Raw genomic sequence first — 16,490 nt, 5'->3', positions numbered from 1 at the left:
CGAAAGCCCGCCGCCCTGCCGCAAGGTGCGGATGCGATCGCGCCTGCCGGTCAATATCTTGTGCGGATAGGCCTGGTGGCCGACATCCCAGATCAGCACGTCCCTGGGCGTGTCGAACACATAATGGAGCGCCACCGTCAGCTCCACCACACCCAGGCCAGACCCCAGATGCCCCCCCGTCACACCCACCGCCGATATCATCTCCGCACGCAACTCGGTCGCAAGGGTGCGGAGCTGTTCCGGCTTCAGCCGACGCAGGGCGTCAGGGGTGTCGACCGTGTCGAGGAGCGGGGTCTCGGAACGTTCGGTCATGGATGCGGGCAATCCTTTCATGCCCTCCCCGTAGACCATCCTTCCGGGAAGGTGAACCGCGGCTGATCAGGATCGCGCAGGCGCATCCTGCGGCGGAAAATCAGGCCCCGGCGCAATCCGCGCAGGTGCCGTGGACCTCGATGATCGGCCGGGCCGCGGCGAATCCGGCCTTTTCCGCGGCACGGCGCACATTGCCGCTCAGGCTGTCGTCGTCGATATGGGTCGCTTGCCCGCAGGTGTCGCACACCAGGAAGATGCAGTCGTGCATGCAATCGGGATGCGCGTTGGCGACATAGGCGTTCACGCTTTCCACCCGCCGCGCGAGGTTGGAGCCCACGAACAGGTCGAGGATGCGATAGATGCTGTTGGCCGCAATCCGCCGCCCTTCCGCCTTGGAAACCGCCTCGGCGATGTCATAGGCCGATGCCGGCCGATCGAACTGGACGAGCGCGTCGAACACCGCCGCGCGCATCGCCGTCCATTGCTGGCCCGATTTCTCCAATGCGTCGCGCGCGGCCGCCTTCAGCTCGGCGCCTTCGTGCAGGACGTGCGAATGGGCATCGGAATGCGCATGATTGTGGGCGTGGGCCATGGGCCAAATCTAGGCGCTGCCACCCCGATCGGCAAGCGATAGCCGCCGAAGCGGGGCTTAGATCAGCGCCCGGCGGTTGAGATCATGGCCCAGCGCCACAAGACCCACGCCGATGATCGTGTAGATCACCTCGTCCGCATTGTGCGGCATGGTGAGCGCGCCGGCCATCACGCCGATGCCGAGGCCGCCGATCGATCCGGGCAGCATGAAGCCGTGCCGCATCACGCCGCGGCCGAGCCCCAGCACCGCGAAGCAGATCGCCAGCACCAGGCCCACTTCATGGATGGAATGGTGGACGAGGATGCCGCCGGCCGACGCCAGCAGCGCCACGAACACGGCCGATCCGATGCAATGCGCGAGGCACAGGCCCGACAGGCCGATCGCCAGCCGGTCCAGCCACATCCCGCGTCCCGCAACGTCAGACACCGTTCGAATCCACTCCCTAAGCTGCCAGTGCAAATGGCATGATCGAGAGGAAGATACAACATATCATTTGCAGCAGCCGGCGTTTCCCCACCCCCACAGACGTTCAGCGGGCGGTGGTTCGGTCATGCGAAGGAATCGTCACCCTGAAGGGTCGATTCCGTCACCGGCGATGTCGGTGCGCGCGGAGGGAAGAATGCCGAGCCAGGCTCGGCATGACGAATAAGAGTAGGAATGTGCCCGGATATCCGGGATATCCCCTGATCACGGTTTCACGACGAAGGAGAGAATGATGCTGGCCGGAGGATGCCATTGCGGCGCGATACGCTATGAGGTCGCCTCGCTGCCCGATCGCCATTCGCTCTGCCATTGCAGCGATTGCCGCCGTTCGGCCGGCGCGCCCTTCGTCGCCTGGGCGATCTTCCCGGAAGCCGACGTGACGATCCTTGCCGGCACGCCGAAGGTCCGCGCCTCGTCCGAACATGGCCGCCGCCACTTCTGCCCGGATTGCGGCACCGGCCTTTTCTATACCAGCGCGGCGATCTTCCCCGGCCTGATCGACGTGCAGACCGCCACGCTGGACGATCCCGATGCCGTGCCGGCGCCTTCGGCCCACATCCAGGTCGCCGAGCGCATCGGCTGGATCCGGGATGCGCACCATCTGCCCGAATTCGAACGCTATCCCGGCCCCGAGGATTGAGGCAGCGCCGGCACGCCCCACGGCTTGTCTGCCGCGCGCGCCGGGGGCATAGCCGCTCCCCATGTCGCTATCCCGCCCCATCGCGGCCCGCCCGCAACCCGCCCGTATCGCCCGCTGGCTCCTTCTGGTTGCCTTCATGGTCTTTGCGATGGTGGTGGTGGGCGGGATCACCCGGCTCACCGAATCGGGCCTGTCGATGGTGCGGTGGGAACCGATATCCGGCATCGTGCCGCCGCTGAACGCGGCGCAGTGGCATGCCGAATTCGATGCCTACAAGGCGACGCCCGAATATCTGAAGATCAATCGCGGCATGTCCCTCGACGAGTTCAAGGGCATCTTCTTCTGGGAATATCTGCATCGGGTGATCGGCCGGCTGATCGGCATCGTCTTCGCCTTGCCGCTCGCCTGGTTCGCGTGGAAGCGGATGATCCCCAGGGGCTATGGCCCGCGCCTGATCCTGCTGCTGGCGCTGGGCGGCCTGCAGGGCGCGATCGGCTGGTGGATGGTCGCTTCCGGCCTGATCGACCGGCCGGACGTGAGCCATATCCGCCTCGCCGTCCACCTGCTGACCGCGCTCCTGATCCTTGCGGCGCTGGTGTGGACCGCGCTCGACCTGTTCGATCTCCAGCGCAATCCCGATGCCCGCCCGGCGCGGCTGACGGGCATCGCCGCGCTCGCCTTCCTGGTCCTCTTCGTCCAGCTCATGCTCGGCGCCTTCACCGCCGGCCTCGACGCGGGCTATGCCTTCGCCGAATGGCCCACCATGGGCGGCCGCCTGTTTCCCGAGGGCGTGGCCTTCCTCAAGCCGCTCTGGGTCAACCTGGTCGATAATCCGATCGTGGTGCAGTTCGTCCATCGCTGGTTCGCCTGGGTCGCCGCCGCGATCCTGCTGTCGCTGGCCTGGGCCGCGCACAAGGCGGGGGTGAAGGGGCCGGTCCACGCCATCGCCACCTTCCTCATCCTCCAGATCGGCCTCGGCATCGCCACCCTGCTGACCGGCGTGGACATCCATGTCGCCGTTGCCCACCAGGCCGTCGGCGCGCTGCTGGTCGCCAGCACCGCTTGGACGGCGCAGCGGCTGGGCAAGGCCCGCCGCGCATGACCGGCATCGCCACCGTCTATGCCGTGTTCGCGGACGAGGCGGAGGCGGCGCGCATCGGCCGGGCGATGGTGGAGGCGGGCCTCGCCGCCTGCGTCAACATCCTCCCGCCCTGCCGCTCCATCTATCGCTGGCAGGGCGCGATCGAGGAAGCGACCGAAATACCCGCCCTGTTCAAGACCCGCGCCGACCGCGCGGAGGCGCTGATCGCCGCCATCGCGGCCGCCCATTCCTATGACGTGCCGGCCGCGATCGCCTGGCCGATCGCGGCGGCCCACGGCCCTTATGAAAGCTGGGTTTCGCAAGAGGTATCTTGATACCACTCACGAAACCGGCCAATTTTCTTGACTCTGGCCCCCTCCGTCGCCATTAGCGCTTCCGTCTGCGCCGCCCCTTGCCGGGCGGCGTGCTTCGTTTTTCGAGAAGGTCCGAGCCAATGAAAGCGCTCATGAAGACCACCAAGTCGGCCACGCCGGCGACGGTGGAAAAGAAGTGGCTGCTGATCGACGCCGAAGGGCTCGTCGTCGGCCGCGTCGCCAGCATCATCGCCAACATCCTGCGCGGCAAGCACAAGCCGAGCTTCACCCCGCACATCGATTGCGGTGACAATGTCATCGTCATCAATGCGGACAAGGTGCGCTTCACCGGCAAGAAGTTGGGCCAGAAGGTCTATTACAAGCACACCGGCTATGCCGGCGGCATCAAGGGCGTGACCGCTGCCAAGGTGCTGGAAGGCCGCTTCCCGGAGCGCGTTCTGGAAAAGGCCGTCGAGCGCATGATCCCGCGTGGTCCGCTGGGCCGCCAGCAGATGCGCAACCTGCGCATCTTCAACGGTGCCGAGCATGACCATGCCGCGCAGAACCCCGAAGTGCTCGATGTCGCTTCGATGAACCGCAAGAACAAGGTGGGCGCATAATGTCCGACAATCGCCAGTCTCTCGCCGATCTCGCGGCGCTGACGAACGCCGCCCCGGCCCCCGCCGCTGCCGCCGCCCCGGTCGAAGCCGGCGTGGAAGCGCCGATCGCCCCCGTCCAGCCGACGACCCCGCTGCGCGAGCAGCAGATCGACGCGCAGGGCCGCGCCTACGCCACCGGCCGCCGCAAGGATGCCGTCGCCCGCGTGTGGCTGAAGCCGGGTTCGGGCAAGATCACGATCAACGGCCGCGATCAGGAAGTCTATTTCGCGCGTCCGACGCTGCGTCTCGTCATCAACCAGCCGTTCGGCGTCGCCGGCCGCGAAGGCCAGTATGACGTGATCTGCACCGTCAAGGGCGGCGGCCTTTCGGGCCAGGCCGGCGCGGTCAAGCACGGCATCGCCCAGGCGCTGACCCGCTACGAGCCGATCCTGCGCAGCCCGGTGAAGGCCGCCGGCTTCCTGACCCGCGACAGCCGCGCGGTCGAGCGTAAGAAGTACGGCAAGGCCAAGGCCCGCCGCAGCTTCCAGTTCTCGAAGCGCTGATCCGGAAATCGGGTTTACCGCTTGGACTACAGAAGATGGGGGTCGGAAACGGCCCCCATTTTTTTGGCCGCAACGATGCCCGCGACGGGCGCGCGGCCTCAGACGTTCATGTCGATCGGCGGGATGTCGCCGGGCAGCGATGCCGCCCCGTGGCATTCCTCGCATGCCACCATATCCATCCCCGCGCCGTAACAGGTCATCGACAGCGACCCCAGCGAATAGCCGCGCACGATCGGCTTCGCCCCTTCGTTCGCGGCGACGGCGAGCCCCGCCGTATAGAGCAGCGGGATGAAATGATCCGGCGTCGGCACCGCCATGGCATAATCCGGGTGATCGGCCGCCTTCAGCACCTCGCCGGGCGATTCGCCCATCAGGGCCGCCACCGCCTCGTCGAAGCGCTGTGCCCATGCCTCGCCCGCGTCGGGCATGTTCCACTGGATGCGGCGGAGGTTGTGCACCACGTTGCCGCTGGCAAGGATCAGCACGCCGGCATCGCGCAACGGCGCCAGCCGCGCGCCGAGATCGAGATGATAGTCCATCGGCTTCAAGGCGTTGATCGAAAGCTGGACGACCGGCACGTCCGCATCCGGGAACAGATGGGCCAGCACGCTCCATGTGCCATGGTCCAGCCCCCACTGGTCCACGTCCGCGCCCACCCAATGGGGCCGGGCAACCGCCGCCACCTCCTCCGCCAGCTCGGGCAGGCCCGGCGCGGGATATTGGAAGGCGAACAGTTCGTCCGGGAAGCCGTAGAAATCGTGGATGGTGCGCGGGCGCGCCATCGCCGTCACGGCCGTCACCCCCACAAACCAGTGGGCTGAAACGCACAGGATCGCGCGCGGACGCGGCAGCGCCCGGCCGATCCGGCGCCAGGCATCGGTATAGTCGTTCTTTTCCAGCGTGTTCATCGGGCTGCCATGGCCGATGAAGATCGTCGGCATCGGTGCGGAGCCGTTCGCCATGCTTATGGCGCCACGCCGATCTGCTGCATCAGGGCGGCATTGTCCCAGAAGAGATATTCCTCGTCCATCGTGCCTTCCTTGTTCCAGCGCCCGAGCGTGGCCATCGGAAGATGATAGCTCTTGCCGGTGGGCTGGATGACCTTGCCTTCCGCCAGCACCATCGGCCTGGTGAAGGTGCCGTCGATATAACCGATGACGGCGGTCCATTCGCCTTCCGCCGTGCCGAACCGCACCGGATGCTGGGTGATGCGGTTATCGGGCGCGAACGTCCACATGAAGGCCAGTTCCTTGATGTGGTCGGGAATGCCGCTGCTGGTGTGGCCGTCCGGATAATGGACGACGATGTTCCGCGCATGGCTCTTGTGGAGGTCCGCCCATTGCTGGCCGGTATAGACCCGGAAATCCAGATCGTCGAAGTTGTGCAGATTCTTCGCCAGGATTTCCGGCATCTCCGCTATTTCCGGGGCGGCCTGGCCGGCTTTCGTGCCCGGCCAGCGGCCCGGCCCGGCTCCATCCGGGGGCGCCGCGGACACGGGCTGGGCGGCGAGGCCCAGCGCCGCCGTCAGGATCATGGCCGCGCGCATCATGCCGTTCCTCCGCCCTGTTCCAGGCTCGTCGCCTCACCCGCCGGCCCGCCGGCCGGCATCAGAAATCATAGACCAGCGTGGCGCGCGTGATCGTATCGGTATGCTTGTCGCCGGCCGGGGGATCGCTTTCATATTGCACGTTGAAGGAAAGCCGGGCCGATAGCGCGCCGATCAGCTGGGCGGTGACCGCCGTCGTCGAAAGGATGCTGCTGCTGCCGCCTTCGATGAAGCCGGTGGTCAGCTGGGTCAGCTTGGTGGTGGGCGTGATGCTCCAGGCGAAATCCGATGCCGCGCGGAAGGCGACGCCATTCTCGTCGCGGTCGACGAACTTGGCCTGGCGCAGCGCCGGGCCGCCTTCCAGGTTCCAGGTGAGGTTGGGCTGGTTGATGACGGTATAGCCCAGGCCCAGCGCCTCGGTGAATCGCGATTTCAGCCCGGCGACGCGGTTGCGTTCCCAGCCGAAGGTGCCGAACAGGTAGAAGCGCTCGCCGAACTTGCGATCGATCTTGTAGCCGGCGGCATAGCGTTCCTGCGTATTGTCGCCGTCGCTGCGCTGCAGGTCGGCCAGCGCGGTGATCGCGTGGCGCCAGACGCGGCCTTCCTTGTTGAGCGTGAGGCCCGCCGCGACGGTGACGGTATCGGAATTGCCCGTCGCCTTCGATCCGCCAAGCTCGCCCGATCCCTTCCAGTTATCGAAGAAGCCGGCATGGGCCATCTGCTCCTGCCGGGCCGCTTCCTGCTCCGCCTGGATGGAGGCGACCAGCGCATCGATCTCGCCGGCGCTGTCGGGATAGGTTTCCTTGGCCACGCCCACCACCGCATCGGCCTTGGCCTTGTCGCCGCTGCGCACCGCTTTTTCGACCATCGCCTTCACCGAAGGCGTCATCGGTTCCGCCAGCGCCGGCGTCGCCAGCACCAGCGGCAGGATCGCAAGATATCCCTTCACGTCGCCGCGCTCCCCTGTTCGAACCCAGCATCAGGGCCGAAACGGCGCGACGCGCCCAGATGTTCCGCATGCGATTCGAAATAGGCTTGGGGGCTGTTCAGGCAGCCGATAGCCTGGCGATGATCCGCTGCTTCATCGGCGCCACCCATTCCGCCTTCAGCCGGGGGGAAAGCAGGCCGGCGGCGTCCAGCTCATCGCACAGCACCATCTGGTGGCCGATGTCGAACATGTCGAACTGGCGGATGAACTTGCCGTCGCCGCCATAGGTGATGAAGGACACGCCCGGCGTCTCATAATGGCTGCCGTCGGGCCGGAGGCCGGGGCCGCGATTCTTCCAGTGGGTGATGATGCTGTCGCCGTTCACCGCATAATCGACGATCGGGAAGCTCCAGCCCGCCCAGCCGGAGCCCACTTCCATGTCGCGGCCATAATGGGTGCGGCGGATCTCCTCCCGCCCGTTGGCGACGACCGGCATCACCCCGCCATATTCGCAGGTGTAGACGCAATCCTGATGATAGAATTCGTCGGCCAGCCAGCTCCAGCTGTTGCGCCGCTCGCATTCCTTGAAGGCCTCGATCAGCCGCTCGATCGTGTCGACCACTTCCTGATGGGGGTGGGCCATGTCGCTCTCCTGCCATTTTGGCGGCGAGCCTAGCGCGGTCGTCCGGGGATGCCGCCTCCCCGGGGAAGGTTGATGGCCGCGATCCGCATCGCGGCCATATCCGTAATTAGAAGTTGATCCGGGTGGTGATGCGGAAATCCCGGCCCGCCAGCGGCGCATAATCCTTCAGGAAGCTGGCGTGCCGCCGCGCGACCACATCGAAGATGTTGTTGGCGGAAAGCACGATGCTGGTGGAATTGGCGCTGCCGAACGGCTTGAACGCCAGCGAGGCGTTGACCATCGTATAGCCTTCCGTCGGCGTTTCGAACTCGGTCACGCGCTTCTGGTCGTCGGTCCATTCCACCTCGACGCGGCCGGTGATGCGCTCGGCCTGCGCCTCGATGCCGCCCAGCACGCGGAGCGGCGGGATGCGGGGCACGGGGCCGTCATGCTTGATCTTCGCGCGGACATAATCGGCCAGCGCGTCGGCCACGATCGTCGTCTGGCCGATATGCGCCAGCGTCGCCGATCCTTCGACCTCGAAGCCGTAATAGCGGGCGTCGCCCTGCGCGAACCGGTAGACGGGCAGATCGTCCTCGATCTCGCCGGTCGCGGTTTCGTAGATGTAATTGTCGAACCAGCTGTGGAAGACGGAGGCGTTGATGCTGTAGCCTTCGCCCTTGCCGCGCAGCGTCGCCTCCAGCCCCCAGCTCTTCTCCTTGCCGAAGGTGGGATCGCCGATCTCGAACGCCTGGGTTCCGGCATGCGGGCCGTTGGCGAACAGCTCGTCGGCCGAAGGCGCGCGTTCCGTGCGCGACAGGTTCAGGCCGACACGCCAGCCCTGTACGATGTCCACGCCCGCGCCCAGCGAGGCGGAAAGCGCGTCGAAGGTGCGGTGATAGGCGGGATTGCCCAGGTCCGCATCGGCATCGGCGCTGATCACCGAATGCTCGAAGCGGCCGCCGGCCTCCACCTTCACCGCGCCCAGATCGAATTCCTGGAGGGTGAAGAGGCCATATTGCTGGGTTTCGTTCTTCGGCAGGAATTTCTCCTCGCCGATCACGTTGAAGTCGCGGATCATCATCTGGCCGCCGATCGCGCCGCGCCAGCCGCCGCGTTCCTGCTGCACCAGCTCCAGCCGCCCTTCCCAGCCCTGGCTGTAGAAGGTGGTGCCGACCTCGCCGGTATCCTCGATCTCGCTATGCTGGTAATCGGCATAGCCGCCGCGCAGCTTGATCGATTGCAGGAAGCCGCCGCCCGTCTCCACCTCGCCGCGGAAATCGACGCGGGTCTGCTTCACGTCCAGCCGCACCGCCTCCGCCTCGATATCGGGATCCAGCGAATAGCGGATCGGCACACCGTAGAGGCTGTCATAACGGCTCACCGACACGCCGAAATTGCCGGTATCGGTGATGACGGCCGCGCCGCCCGCCACTTCCCAGGTGCGCGCCGCGCTGTTGGGCAGCTTGCCCTTGAGGTCGGCCAGCTCCGCGATCTCGGGATCGGGGTTCGCCGCCGCCTGCGCGCGCAGCGCCGGCGTCAGGATATGGCCACCGGTGTCGAGATCGCCGGTCTTGCTGTAGCTGCCGTCGAAATGGACGACGAACTTGTCGCCGATCGGGCTTTCCACCGCGCCGCCCACCGAACGCTCGTTGGCCGCCGTGCCATAGGTGCCGATCGCATCGACGTGGATCGGCTCGTCCGGCACCCGGCGGGGGATGCGGCTGTCGATCACGTTCACCACGCCGCCCACCGCCGATGATCCGAACAGCAGGGCGGAAGGCCCGCGCAGCACCTCGATCCGGTCCGCCGTTAGCGGATTGATGACGACGGCATGGTCGGCCGACGTGCTCGATACGTCGAAGGTGCCGATGCCGTCGGTCAGCACGCGCACGCGATCGCCCTGGAAGCCGCGCAGGATCGGGCGCGAGGCGTTGGGGCCGAAGGAGGTGGAGGACACGCCCGGCTGGCGGGCCAGCGTCTCGCCGATGGTGGGGCGCAGTTCGCGCGTCAGCGTCTCGCCGGAAACCACCGAAGCGCCGCTCAGCAGCGTGCCGACATCGCGCTTGAACGGCGCGGTGACGACGATGTCGCTCGCGGCCTGCGCGTGATAGTCGCCCGGCGCGTTGCGGTCATGCCGTTCCCCGGCCGCGTCGGCATCGCCAGCCGGCGCCGCATCGTTCGTCGCGGGCGCCTCGCCCGCCGCCTCCCCCGCATGGGCCACCCCGGCCCAGAGAAACGCCACACCACATAACAGACCCGCCCGGAGCATTCGCGCCACCCTTTTGTTACGTTATATCAGGGTCGGCGATAGAGCAGATGATACATCATATCAACAGGCATTTGTCGCATTGCGGCACCGCTTTAACGTCCGCGGGCGATCGATATTCGGGATCGGCACGGCGCGTGCCCCGGAAACCCGCCATCTGGACGGGATGACGGCGGAAGGAATGCCGATGCGGCCGGAAATTCCGCCCGCTTTCTAGAGCAGGGCCTCGATCAGCCCGATCAGCGGGCGGTCGGCCGGCGGCATGTCCAGCCCGTGCATCTCCAGCGGCCGCGCCCATTTCAGCGCGCTCGCCTCCAGCGCCTGCGGCACGCCCCGCCATTTGCGGCAGGCATAGAGGAGGAGCAGCAGATGCCGGTCGCCCAGCGGCTCGCTGGCGAAGGTGGCGGGCGCGAGGCAGGCCGCCTCGACGTCGATCCCCAGTTCCTCGCGCAATTCCCGCACCAAAGCCGCCTCCGGGCTTTCCCCCGCTTCCAGCTTGCCGCCTGGAAACTCCCAGAGCCCCGCCATCGCCTTTCCCTCCGGCCGCCGCTGCAGCAGCACCCGCCCATCGCCATCGACAAGGGCCACGGCGACGACGGTCATGATCCGGGAAATCGCAAGATCGGGCTTCGTCATAAGGGCTTTCTTAAGGCTGACATGGCTAAGCTGCCCATGCCGGGAAACGAGTCCGGCGGCTAGAGCCTGATCCTCCGCGCGGGAACCGGAGAGGTCGGATCTGACGGGGAACGGTTCGGATGGGATATTTGCTGCGCAGGCTGGCCGGAAACGATCGAGGCGCCACCGCCATAGAATATGGCCTGATCCTCGCTTTCATAGCGATGGCGATGGTCGGCGTGCTCAGCCAGGTCGCCGGAACGACCATCGATATGTGGCAGCACGTAGCGGACAAAGTAACGGATAATAGTTAAGCGAACTTTCAGATTATTTCTGGATTCGCATTAAATATTTCTCAACCAGCGCAGGGCCAGGATCGTGGGCGTCGGGCCCCGGAAGGCTTCGGCGGGGGAAGACGGAACACTTCCCGGACAATGGAACGACGGAGACCGGATATGCAGTTTTTTCGCAAACTTCTGAAGAACAAGGTCGGCGCCACCGCCATCGAATATGGTCTGATCGCTGCCCTGATCGCCGTTGCCTGCGTGGGCATCATGAGCCAGCTCGGCGATACGCTGAACAACACCTTCACCACTGTCGACACCAAGCTTACCGAAGGTAACACTAAGGGCCAGTAAGCCCCGACGATCGAAATATCGGCGGCGGATCACCAGATCCGCCGCCTTTTTCTTATCCCCAGACGATCAGCTTCACCCGCTGCCCCGGCGCCAGCCGGGCGCCGGCGTCCAGGCCGTTGATCGTCAGGAAGCGTTCCTGCTTCAGCGTGTCATAGGCCATGCGCTGGCTCAGGCTCTGCACCGTATCGCCCGCCTTCACCGTCACCACGTCGATCCGGCGGGGGTGGATGGCGGCCGCCTGCGCCGGGCTCAGCCGGCTGAAGCTCTGCACCATCGGCTGGAACGGGCCTAACCCGCGCCCTGCCGGTGCGATCGTCACGAAATGATAGGCGCTGCCATTGCCCATGGAATAAGCGATCACGCCCACGTCCACCTGGCCCTGCTTGGTCTGCGCGCGGGTGACGGCATAAGCGGCATCGACGCCGTTGATCTGCGTCGTCTGCACATTGCCGACGTTCCCCTGCCCGCCGAGCTGCCGATAGACCCCGTCGATATAGGCCGCCAATGATCCGCCGAGCTTGCCGCCGGAAAATTGCGCCTGCCCGCCGCTGCCGCTGATCGACACCGCGTCGCTGCCGTTGGAAAGGGCGAAGCCCTGCGGCACGGTGAAGGCGATGCGCAGGTCGGGGTGGCGGAAGGTCCGCCCGTCCACCACGCCCTGATGCGGATCGTCGCCATAGAGCAGGCCGTCCACTGCGTTCAGGAAAGCATCGCGGTTCCGTATCCGTCCGGTGCCGCCCATCGCCTGCGCCTTCTGCCGGGCGCGGACGACGCGGCCGGCGGGATCGGGATGGGTGCTCGCCCATTCGGGCAGGTTGCGCACCTCGCCCCCCTGATCGCGCGCGTCGAGCGTGGTCTGCGCCGCGAGCGAGGCGAGCATGGTGGACGACGCCAGCGTGTCATAGCCGGCCGAATAGAGATAGCGGATGCCGAGATCGTCGGCCTCATATTCCTGCTTGCGCGAATAGCGCAGGGTCATGAGCTGGGCCGCCTGCCCCGCCCCCTGCTGGAGCAGCTGCCCCAGCCCCGAATCGCCGGCGATCGCCCCCAGCCCGAGGCCGAGCAGCGCCCCCAATATGCTGTTGCGCTGCTGCGCTTCCTGCCGCTTGGCCGAATGGCGCGCGGCGACATGCCCCACCTCATGCCCCAGCACGGAAGCCAGCTCCGCCTCGTCGTTCATCAGGCCCACCAGCGCGCGGGTGGTGTAGACATAGCCGCCCGGTATCGCGAAGGCGTTGTTCACCGGCGAATTGAGCAGCGTGATAGTGAATTCGGATTGCGAATTGGCCAGCCCCGATTGCACGGCGATCTTGCGGCCCACGCCGGTCACATAATTGGCCGTCGCCCCCGGAAAGGCCCCGCCGAATTCCTGCAGCAACTGGGGATGCGCGGCCGCCCCCGCCTTCTTGTCGGCGGCCGATATGCTCTGCGCCTGCTGCGCCGCGCCATAGCCGGCATAACCCAGCAGGGACGCCGCGACGCCCCATGCCACGATCCGCTTCATTCGCCTCTCCCACGATCGGTCATCGCCCGTTCAACCCGGCGATTTCGGACGGGTTCCGTGCGGATTGTCAACCGATGGTCAGGAATTTCCGGCGGCGTTCGGCCTTCAGCTCGGCCGCGGACTTGCCGGCCAGCGCGTCCAGCTCCTCGCCGATCGCCTGCGCCAGCGCCGCGATCGCCACCGCCGGATCGCGATGGGCGCCGCCCACCGGTTCCGGCACGATGCGATCGGCCACGCCCAGCTTTTCCAGATCCTGCGCGGTGATGCGCATGGCATCGGCGGCGTCGGGCGCCTTGTCCGACGTGCGCCACAGGATCGAGGCCGCGCCCTCGGGCGAGATCACCGAATAGATCGCATGTTCGAACATCAGCACGCGGTTCGCGGCCGCCAGCGCCACCGCGCCGCCCGATCCGCCTTCGCCCACCACGGCCGCCACCATCGGCACGCCCAGTTCCAGGCAGGCCTCGGTCGACCGCGCGATCGCTTCCGCCTGGCCGCGCTCCTCCGCCTGGATGCCGGGGAAGGCGCCGGACGTATCGACCAGGCTCACTACCGGCAGGCCGAAGCGGTCGGCCAGCTTCATCAGGCGGATCGCCTTGCGATAGCCCTCGGGCTTCGCCATGCCGAAATTGTGGCGGATGCGGCTGGCGGTATCGTCGCCCTTCTCATGGCCGATCACCACCACGCGGCGCCCGCCGATCCGGCCGAGGCCGCCGATGATGGCGAGATCGTCGGCAAAGGCGCGGTCGCCCGCCAGCGGCACGAAATCGCTGACGAAGCCCGCCAGATAATCCTTCAGGTGCGGCCGTTCCGGGTGGCGCGCCACCTGGGTCTTCTGCCAGGGCGTCAGCCGCGCATAGGTGTCGCGCAGCAGCTTGTCCGATTTCGCCTCCAGCCTCGCGACCTCGGCGGCGATGTCGACCGTGCCGGCCTCGGCCGTCTCGCGCAGATCGGCGATACGGTTCTGCAGTTCGGCAATCGGTTTTTCGAATTCGAGGAAAGCGACCATGCAGCGCGGTTAAGCCCGCTTTGGCAACACGTCNATGTCGACCGTGCCGGCCTCGGCCGTCTCGCGCAGATCGGCGATACGGTTCTGCAGTTCGGCAATCGGTTTTTCGAATTCGAGGAAAGCGACCATGCAGCGCGGTTAAGCCCGCTTTGGCAACACGTCAACGAGCGGATGGCGCGCATTGACCAGCTCGACCAGCCGGCGGCTGTCCACATGGGTGTAGATCTGGGTGGTCGCGATGTCGGCATGGCCCAGCATCAGCTGCAGCGCGCGCAGGTCCGCCCCGCCTTCCAGCAGATGGGTGGCGAAGGCGTGGCGCAGCACGTGCGGGCTGATCCGGTCGGGCGGCACGCCCGCGTCCGCCGCCAATATCTTCAGCAGCTGATAAAGGCGGATGCGCGAAAGATGGCTCTTGCCCGAAGGGAACAGCCACGGGCTGTCCACCGGCACCTTCACGCCCCAGGCGGCGACGGCGGCGCGTGCGCGATCGGATATCGGCACCAGCCGCTCGCGCCCGCCCTTGCCCTTCAGGATCAGGAAGGGCTGGTCCGGCCGCAACGCCCGGCGCGGCAGGGAAACCAGCTCGGTCGCGCGCAGCCCCGATCCGTAGAGCAGCTCGATGAGCGCCGTCAGCCTGAGGTTGGCGGGCGACGGGTCCGCCGCCTGCCGGCGCTCCAGCTCGGCGAACAGCCGGTCGACATCGCCGCGATCCAGCGTGCGCGGCAGGGCACGGCGCGTCTGCGGGCGCGGCAGGGCGGCGGAAGGATCGTCGGCGCGCATCCCCTCATCCACCAGAAAGGCGAAGAAGCGCCGCAGCGCCGCCGCCTTGCGCGCCGCCGTGGCGGGGGAAAGATCGGCCCACGCCTCGGCCAGCCGGCCCAGCGCGCCCTCGTCGGCCGCCGCCAGCCGCGCTCCCAGCACGGCGGAAGCCCCTTTCAGGTCGGTGCCGTAGGCGATCAGCGTGTTGCGCGCCGATCCCGCCTCGGCCGCCATCATCTCCAGGAAACGGGCGATGGCGCGGCCGTCCTCGCCGGCTTCCAGGCCATCCACCCCTGCTTTCCCCATCAGTGCCTCTCGCGGATCACGCGCGCGTCATCGCCTCCGCCGCCATCATCCGCGCCTCGCCTTCCAGGCCGACCCGGCGGAGCGCGGCCAGCATATGGCTGAAATATTGCGGCGGCACGCCCGCCCAGTCGCGCGTCTGCATGCCGGCGGCGACGAGCAGCGCCACCGTGCCCGCCTGCCCGCGCGCGGCGGCAGTATCGATCGCCCGCGTCCAGGCATCCTGATGGGCAAGGTTCACCCCGGCCTTCTGGCCCAGCCGGGCGGCGTCGGCGGCGGAGACCCGGCCCAGCCCCGCCAGCGCCGCCACCAGCAGCCGCGCCCGGTGCGCGCCCACGTCCCCCCGGCGGCCGACATAATCCTCCACCCGGCCGGCGCCGGCATCCACCACCGGCGCCGGCGCGCCGACGGCAAGCAGCGCCCAGGCGTCGTCGCCGGCCGATCCGCCCATGCCCTTCACCACCGGCGCCCAGCGTTCGGCCTGGTAATCGAGGCCCGCCGACAGCATCGCCCCGATCAGCGCGGCGGCATCGTTCGCCCATTCCTTGTCGGGCGCGATCCGCGCCGCCGCGCGCGCGGTGAGGATGGCGGCGGCATAGCGGTCGCGCGGGCCGGTGGCGCCGCCCCAGAGGGCACGGATCGCCTCCATGCGGGCGGCGGCATCCTCCCCCACATAAGCGGCGCGCAGCCGGCCGGCATCGCTGGCGGCGATCTCCGCCTCGTCGGTCTGCTCGGCGACCGTGCCGTAAAGGTCGACCAGCGCCGCGTTGGAGAACACCCCCAGCGCCGCCGCGACCCGCGCCGGCGCGATGCGGGTGGGCGCGGCCAGCAGCGGCGCGCGCGCCGCCCAGGCCCGCGCCTGCGGGCCGACCGTGGCGTAGAGCGAATCGGGGATGGGCACGTTGGTCGCCGTCGCCATGCCGAAGCGCCAGCTGGTGAGCTTGCTCACGCCCGTCCATTCGATGGTGACGGCGCGGCGGCCATTGCTGCCGGCGCCGATCACCTTTTCCGCGAGCAGCGTATCGATGCCGCGCGCGATACCGCGAGCGCGCGTGCGATCGATCAGCGCGCCGGACACCGCCGAATCGCCGGCCAGCGCCGCGCATATCGCCGTCGCCATCGGCCAGATCGGCTCGCTGCTGCCGCCCGCCGCCCCGGTGAGCGGGCAGAGCGCCGCCGGATCGGCGGTGGCGAGCGCCGTCTGCGCCGCGATCGAAAGCAGGCGGGGGTTGAAGCGGTCGACATCCACCTTCTGCACCAGCATGCGCGCGCCATCGGCCTCGCCCATGCGCAGCAGCAGCCAGGCCCGCTCCGCCACCCAATCCTGCGGCTGCGCGCCGCGCGGCGCCGGCACGCGCGACAGCAGCGCGCGGCGCAGCACGATCGAGGCCCAGCGCGACGGCATCGGCGCGGCGGTGCGCCGCATCAGGCCGGTGAGCATCCGCCCGCCGGCATCGCCGAACGCATCGCCGCGCATGCCCCAGCGATCGTCGAGCACGCCCACCGTGTCGATCGGCCGGCGGGCGGCGTCGGGCAGCTCCAGCTCGGCCGCCTTCTCCGCATCGGCGGCAAGCTCGGCCGCGCTCTTCTCCTCCGGTGCTGCCGCCTCCGCCGCCATTTCCGGCGGCGGGACCGGCGGCAGCAGATCGGCCGGCGCGCCCGGCGCGGGGGCGGGCGCGGCGGGCCGGCTCGGCGGCGCGGGTTGGGCGGGCT

At 67.9% G+C, this 16,490-nt stretch carries 20 protein-coding genes; 7 read left to right on the top strand and 13 right to left on the bottom strand.

Translation table 11 applies throughout. The annotated features are described in order from the left end of the window. From CV103_RS15710 to CV103_RS15700, 3 genes are all read right to left on the bottom strand, one after another. Nucleotides 1-312, bottom strand: a 312-nt coding sequence (locus tag CV103_RS15710) for a 1-deoxy-D-xylulose-5-phosphate synthase N-terminal domain-containing protein (RefSeq protein ID WP_281258503.1), incomplete at its 3' end; no start/stop codon positions are given. Nucleotides 313-412: 100 nt separating this feature from the next. After that, a complete protein-coding gene (locus CV103_RS15705; protein ID WP_070932733.1) occupies nt 413-904 on the bottom strand; it encodes a Fur family transcriptional regulator in 492 nt (163 codons plus the stop codon). 57 nt (nt 905-961) lie between these two features. Then, nucleotides 962-1,306, bottom strand: coding sequence for a MerC domain-containing protein (locus CV103_RS15700; protein ID WP_015459499.1), 345 nt, complete (start codon nt 1,304-1,306; stop codon nt 962-964). Between the two features lie 310 nt (nt 1,307-1,616). Here CV103_RS15700 and CV103_RS15695 point away from each other — a divergent pair, with 310 nt between their 5' ends. The 5 genes from CV103_RS15695 (at nt 1,617) to rpsI (ending at nt 4,584) form a co-directional block, all read left to right on the top strand. Further along, nucleotides 1,617-2,027: a GFA family protein gene (locus CV103_RS15695; RefSeq protein WP_015459498.1), complete on the top strand. Its 411-nt coding sequence runs from the start codon at nt 1,617-1,619 to the stop codon at nt 2,025-2,027. 61 nt (nt 2,028-2,088) lie between these two features. Beyond that, nucleotides 2,089-3,129: a COX15/CtaA family protein gene (locus CV103_RS15690; protein WP_107395489.1), complete on the top strand. Its 1,041-nt coding sequence runs from the start codon at nt 2,089-2,091 to the stop codon at nt 3,127-3,129. After that, entirely contained in the window at nt 3,126-3,443 is a 318-nt protein-coding gene (gene cutA / locus CV103_RS15685) for a divalent-cation tolerance protein CutA (protein WP_107395488.1), read from the top strand. Before CV103_RS15690 ends, cutA begins: the two co-directional genes overlap by 4 nt. Nucleotides 3,444-3,562: 119 nt before the next feature. Then, nucleotides 3,563-4,042 (top strand): 50S ribosomal protein L13, encoded by a 480-nt coding sequence (gene rplM, locus CV103_RS15680; RefSeq protein WP_015459495.1) that lies wholly within the window; start codon nt 3,563-3,565, stop codon nt 4,040-4,042. Beyond that, nucleotides 4,042-4,584, top strand: coding sequence for a 30S ribosomal protein S9 (gene rpsI, locus CV103_RS15675; protein WP_107395487.1), 543 nt, complete (start codon nt 4,042-4,044; stop codon nt 4,582-4,584). The genes rplM and rpsI overlap by 1 nt, the downstream gene beginning before the upstream one ends. Nucleotides 4,585-4,682: 98 nt before the next feature. Here rpsI and ygiD read toward each other — a convergent pair whose 3' ends face one another. From ygiD to CV103_RS15645, 6 genes are all read right to left on the bottom strand, one after another. Next, complete coding sequence (gene ygiD, locus CV103_RS15670) at nt 4,683-5,546, bottom strand: 4,5-DOPA-extradiol-dioxygenase (protein WP_245896894.1); 864 nt, start codon at nt 5,544-5,546, stop codon at nt 4,683-4,685. Nucleotides 5,547-5,548: 2 nt separating this feature from the next. Then, entirely contained in the window at nt 5,549-6,133 is a 585-nt protein-coding gene (locus CV103_RS15665) for an ester cyclase (RefSeq protein ID WP_107395486.1), read from the bottom strand. 58 nt (nt 6,134-6,191) lie between these two features. After that, nucleotides 6,192-7,079 (bottom strand): DUF481 domain-containing protein, encoded by an 888-nt coding sequence (locus CV103_RS15660; protein ID WP_107395485.1) that lies wholly within the window; start codon nt 7,077-7,079, stop codon nt 6,192-6,194. A 97-nt stretch (nt 7,080-7,176) separates the two neighbouring features. Continuing rightward, complete coding sequence (locus CV103_RS15655) at nt 7,177-7,701, bottom strand: nuclear transport factor 2 family protein (RefSeq protein ID WP_015459488.1); 525 nt, start codon at nt 7,699-7,701, stop codon at nt 7,177-7,179. A gap of 106 nt (nt 7,702-7,807) precedes the next feature. After that, nucleotides 7,808-9,952, bottom strand: coding sequence for a TonB-dependent receptor (locus CV103_RS15650; protein WP_084673665.1), 2,145 nt, complete (start codon nt 9,950-9,952; stop codon nt 7,808-7,810). A 210-nt stretch (nt 9,953-10,162) separates the two neighbouring features. Then, a complete protein-coding gene (locus CV103_RS15645; protein ID WP_015459486.1) occupies nt 10,163-10,585 on the bottom strand; it encodes a (deoxy)nucleoside triphosphate pyrophosphohydrolase in 423 nt (140 codons plus the stop codon). A 119-nt stretch (nt 10,586-10,704) separates the two neighbouring features. Here CV103_RS15645 and CV103_RS15640 point away from each other — a divergent pair, with 119 nt between their 5' ends. Both CV103_RS15640 and CV103_RS15635 read left to right on the top strand, forming a co-directional pair. Continuing rightward, on the top strand, nt 10,705-10,878 hold the full coding sequence (locus CV103_RS15640) for a Flp family type IVb pilin (RefSeq protein ID WP_107395484.1): 174 nt from the start codon (nt 10,705-10,707) through the stop codon (nt 10,876-10,878). Between the two features lie 141 nt (nt 10,879-11,019). After that, nucleotides 11,020-11,202, top strand: coding sequence for a Flp family type IVb pilin (locus tag CV103_RS15635; RefSeq protein ID WP_107395483.1), 183 nt, complete (start codon nt 11,020-11,022; stop codon nt 11,200-11,202). Nucleotides 11,203-11,254: 52 nt separating this feature from the next. Here CV103_RS15635 and CV103_RS15630 read toward each other — a convergent pair whose 3' ends face one another. The 4 genes from CV103_RS15630 to CV103_RS15610 form a co-directional block, all read right to left on the bottom strand. Next, nucleotides 11,255-12,706 (bottom strand): M48 family metalloprotease, encoded by a 1,452-nt coding sequence (locus CV103_RS15630; protein WP_107395482.1) that lies wholly within the window; start codon nt 12,704-12,706, stop codon nt 11,255-11,257. 67 nt (nt 12,707-12,773) lie between these two features. Further along, a complete protein-coding gene (locus CV103_RS15625; protein WP_015459482.1) occupies nt 12,774-13,715 on the bottom strand; it encodes an acetyl-CoA carboxylase carboxyltransferase subunit alpha in 942 nt (313 codons plus the stop codon). 138 nt (nt 13,716-13,853) lie between these two features. Next, complete coding sequence (locus tag CV103_RS15615; RefSeq protein ID WP_051128747.1) at nt 13,854-14,780, bottom strand: tyrosine-type recombinase/integrase; 927 nt, start codon at nt 14,778-14,780, stop codon at nt 13,854-13,856. A gap of 16 nt (nt 14,781-14,796) precedes the next feature. Beyond that, a partial coding sequence (locus CV103_RS15610) for a hypothetical protein (RefSeq protein WP_107395481.1) occupies nt 14,797-16,490 on the bottom strand: 1,694 nt, incomplete at its 5' end.

The sequence above is a fragment of the Edaphosphingomonas fennica genome, assembly GCF_003034225.1.
GTDB classification, from domain to species: domain Bacteria; phylum Pseudomonadota; class Alphaproteobacteria; order Sphingomonadales; family Sphingomonadaceae; genus Sphingomonas_E; species Sphingomonas_E fennica.
This window is presented reverse-complemented; position numbering and strand designations above follow the sequence as displayed.

Coding starts and splice junctions, on each gene's coding strand:
- CV103_RS15705 (WP_070932733.1), bottom strand. CDS start 904: ATGGCCCACGCCCACAATCATGCGCATTCCGATGCCCATTCGCACGTC.
- CV103_RS15700 (WP_015459499.1), bottom strand. CDS start 1,306: ATGTGGCTGGACCGGCTGGCGATCGGCCTGTCGGGCCTGTGCCTCGCG.
- CV103_RS15695 (WP_015459498.1), top strand. CDS start 1,617: ATGATGCTGGCCGGAGGATGCCATTGCGGCGCGATACGCTATGAGGTC.
- CV103_RS15690 (WP_107395489.1), top strand. CDS start 2,089: ATGTCGCTATCCCGCCCCATCGCGGCCCGCCCGCAACCCGCCCGTATC.
- cutA (WP_107395488.1), top strand. CDS start 3,126: ATGACCGGCATCGCCACCGTCTATGCCGTGTTCGCGGACGAGGCGGAG.
- rplM (WP_015459495.1), top strand. CDS start 3,563: ATGAAAGCGCTCATGAAGACCACCAAGTCGGCCACGCCGGCGACGGTG.
- rpsI (WP_107395487.1), top strand. CDS start 4,042: ATGTCCGACAATCGCCAGTCTCTCGCCGATCTCGCGGCGCTGACGAAC.
- ygiD (WP_245896894.1), bottom strand. CDS start 5,546: ATGGCGAACGGCTCCGCACCGATGCCGACGATCTTCATCGGCCATGGC.
- CV103_RS15665 (WP_107395486.1), bottom strand. CDS start 6,133: ATGATGCGCGCGGCCATGATCCTGACGGCGGCGCTGGGCCTCGCCGCC.
- CV103_RS15655 (WP_015459488.1), bottom strand. CDS start 7,701: ATGGCCCACCCCCATCAGGAAGTGGTCGACACGATCGAGCGGCTGATC.
- CV103_RS15650 (WP_084673665.1), bottom strand. CDS start 9,952: ATGCTCCGGGCGGGTCTGTTATGTGGTGTGGCGTTTCTCTGGGCCGGG.
- CV103_RS15645 (WP_015459486.1), bottom strand. CDS start 10,585: ATGACGAAGCCCGATCTTGCGATTTCCCGGATCATGACCGTCGTCGCC.
- CV103_RS15640 (WP_107395484.1), top strand. CDS start 10,705: ATGGGATATTTGCTGCGCAGGCTGGCCGGAAACGATCGAGGCGCCACC.
- CV103_RS15635 (WP_107395483.1), top strand. CDS start 11,020: ATGCAGTTTTTTCGCAAACTTCTGAAGAACAAGGTCGGCGCCACCGCC.
- CV103_RS15630 (WP_107395482.1), bottom strand. CDS start 12,706: ATGAAGCGGATCGTGGCATGGGGCGTCGCGGCGTCCCTGCTGGGTTAT.
- CV103_RS15625 (WP_015459482.1), bottom strand. CDS start 13,715: ATGGTCGCTTTCCTCGAATTCGAAAAACCGATTGCCGAACTGCAGAAC.
- CV103_RS15615 (WP_051128747.1), bottom strand. CDS start 14,780: ATGGGGAAAGCAGGGGTGGATGGCCTGGAAGCCGGCGAGGACGGCCGC.